This window comes from Clostridium sp. LS (genome assembly GCF_002760435.1).
In the GTDB taxonomy this organism is placed as follows: Bacteria; Bacillota; Clostridia; order Clostridiales; family Clostridiaceae; genus Clostridium.
In genome coordinates this window covers 1-3009 of sequence record NZ_AUUU01000214.1, presented here as the reverse complement: position 1 = coordinate 3009, position 3009 = coordinate 1, and the positions used below count along the sequence as shown (strand labels likewise).

General features: G+C 23.3%; 3 protein-coding genes and 1 pseudogene. All 4 read left to right on the top strand.

Annotated features, from left to right (window positions below):
• Positions 1-243, top strand: a 243-nt coding sequence (locus COL3_RS26500) for a DUF2726 domain-containing protein (protein ID WP_143327581.1), incomplete at its 5' end; no start/stop codon positions are given.
• 262 nt (positions 244-505) lie between these two features.
• Positions 506-1579 carry a hypothetical protein gene (locus COL3_RS26495; protein ID WP_008424228.1) on the top strand — a complete coding sequence of 358 codons (1074 nt, stop codon included), beginning with the start codon at positions 506-508 and terminating at the stop codon, positions 1577-1579.
• A gap of 486 nt (positions 1580-2065) precedes the next feature.
• A complete protein-coding gene (locus COL3_RS26490; protein ID WP_008424229.1) occupies positions 2066-2314 on the top strand; it encodes a hypothetical protein in 249 nt (82 codons plus the stop codon).
• Positions 2315-2494: 180 nt separating this feature from the next.
• Positions 2495-2953 (top strand): annotated as a pseudogene (locus COL3_RS26485) (Rpn family recombination-promoting nuclease/putative transposase); the annotation flags it as partial.
• Between the last annotated feature and the right edge of the window lie 56 nt (positions 2954-3009).

Genomic DNA, 3009 nt, shown 5'->3' with positions numbered 1-3009 from the left:
GTAACTAATTCATTAACCCATGCAGATTTTTTGATTTTTAGAAAAATAGATAAAGCGCCTGTTTTAGTAGTAGAAGTTGATGGATATGCCTTTCATGCTAACAATCCTAAGCAGTTGGGGAGAGATAGGATGAAAGATGGAATTTTAGAGAAATATAATATACCAATATTAAGATTAGCCACTAATGGAAGTATGGAGGAAGAAAGACTTAAAGATAGGCTGAGTGAAATTTTGAATATTTAATTAAAGGCAAAGCTGAAGTTTTTAAAATAATATAGAAAACTTCAGCTTTATAAATGGAGCAAAAAATAATAATTATTAAATGATTGAGCTAAAAGTTATTTTAAATAAAAATTAGTTAAAAGACTAAAACTATTAATTGAGGGTTTATTAATAATAATATATAAAAAAATAAAAACAATTTTCATATAATGGTAATTAATAATAAAAAAATATAATAATAATTAGTAATATTAAATAATTACAGGAGATTGATTTGCTCTTGATGCAATCTGCTTTATTAAAATTAATAACTGATGCGAATGAAAGAATATACTTAAAAACATTATTGCTCGATAATACAATTGTAAAATTAATAATAAACAAAAAGAATGTGGACATAAAAGTCTCAATAAAACGGGATTGGGTAAATTTAAATTGTGAATTTATAGAAGAACTATTCAGAAATGATATAATAATATTAACACATGATGATAATGAGTCCTTTGTAATCATTGATAAATATCAATATAGGATAGATTATATAGAACAAAATATAAGAAAAGATATTTTAGAAAAGTCTATAAAGAAGAATTTTAGAAATAATAGCCTATGTATATCAGAAGAAGATATCAATGCTTATAAAGTAAATAAATTAATAAATGAAATAAAAGATGAATTTCGTTTGGTAAGTTTTTCAATGAGTGGAATTAAGATTTATCTAAAGAAAATAAATTTTGCTTCTTTATTGAAAAAAAATAGTCAACATAAAATTATAGCAGATGAAGAAAAATTTGAACTTTATGATAAAAACTTTTTAAATAATAAACTTAAAGAGGAAATATCTGAAGATGAATTTATTAAGTTGAAAGCTGAATATGATAAATTAATTAAAATATGTGATAAATTTAATAGATTTGGAGAAATAACAAAGAGGAAGTATCTGTGTGGGAAAATTTATAAGTTTATTTTAGTAAATCAAGAGGATGTTTATAAAATTACTAGAGAAATTAATCAAATTAATAATTTAAATAAGAATATAAATGATAAATATTTTGATTTTTTAATGGACAAGTTCTATGGAAATTTTGTTTCTAAGTTAAACGAAATTTTAAAAAGACATTATATACATGACAATAAAGATGTCGAAAATTTTAAAAAAGAGGTTAGGAATACAATTCCTAAGGCTAAAATTATAAAAGAGAAAATAAAAATTAATAATTATATGATTTTAGAACTATCTAGAGAAATGTTATTGAATCAAGAGGTAATTCAACAATTAAAAAGTTTTCAAATTTCTGATAACATAAAAGATAAATTAAACAAATTAGAAAATTTATTGAAGGCTAAGTTAGTATAGAATTAAAAGACACAAATTAATATTAAAAAATTAACATTATAGGTATTAGTTTATCTAAAGATTTTTGAGCTATTTCAATTAGCATTATTAAAATAATATATAATAAACATAAAATTCGCGAAGCATATAAACAGTGGATGAAAGGTGTACAAATTTTTGTATACCTTATTTTAATTTATAGGATTATAATGGAAATAAGTGAAAGAGGTAAAATTAATCTTTTGTCTGGTATGTATGGAGAAATGGCGATAAGAATTTAAATAAATTCAAATCAAGATTCAGTGAAATAAAAGCAGACAAGCATTTTATCTTGATGCCAAAGATAATAAAATCTTTGTGAATATTCCAGGTATAGGTGATTCAGCAAGACACACTCAAGGGCTATCTCATGATTTAGTTGTTCCTTTTATATCAACATTGGTATAAGGCTTGCGTCAATAAATGAGAGGTTTCTTAGGTGTGTATTATAAATTGTGGAGCAGATGCATGGGTGCTTTTATTAGAAGTCTTAAGAAATATAATAAAAGACGAAATAATAGAATCTATTTAATTAAACCAAAAGATAGCTTACATTTGTGGGGATGGATTGATTTTAGAGAAAAAATTAATGGAAGATTATTAGAATATGCGACTAAAGATAATAGAATACTTTATCAAATAATTGAAACTAAAAATGAAATTAATTTATCCATATTAGAGGAATTTGATTTATATATAGGTGATATTTTGAAATAAAAATATTGGAGGTTGAAAAATGAAAGCAGATTCAAAATTTATATTTGTAGAGTTTATTTTAGGAAGGATAAAATATTCGGAATTATTGAAAGTTAAAGCGCTATTGAAACACAATGTTTAATTAGCTATAATATTGTTAACAATCAAAACAGAAGATAAAAATAAGGTAAGGTTACTAAGATGAATAAAACTTTAAAGGAATTAAATCTTGAAGATGATTTCCTATTTGCAAAAGTTATGAGTGATAAAGAAATCTGTAAGGAATTATTAGAAAAGATTTTAGAAATTGAGATTGAAAAAGTTGAACTGGTTGAAGAACAGAAAACTATAGATTTATTGCTTGAAAGTAAAGGTATTAGACTTGATGTTTATGTTAAAGATTAAAATAATACGATTTACAATGTTGAAATGCAACGTGGAAAACATAAGAATTTACCTAAAAGATTAAGATATTATCAAGGAAGCATTGATTTAGATCTAATAAGTAAAGGCGAGGATTATAGAAAACTAGCCAAAAGCTATATAATATTTATCTGTACCTTTGATTTGTTTGATAAAGGTCGACATAAGTACACTTTTCAAAATGTATGCTTAGAAGATAATAGTATAATATTAAATGATGAAGCACAAAAAATAATATAGATGAAAAGGAATTAAAGTATGTAACTAATTCATTAACCCATGCAGATTTTTTG

Coding starts and splice junctions, on each gene's coding strand:
- COL3_RS26490 (WP_008424229.1), top strand. CDS start 2,066: ATGGGTGCTTTTATTAGAAGTCTTAAGAAATATAATAAAAGACGAAAT.
- COL3_RS26495 (WP_008424228.1), top strand. CDS start 506: ATGCAATCTGCTTTATTAAAATTAATAACTGATGCGAATGAAAGAATA.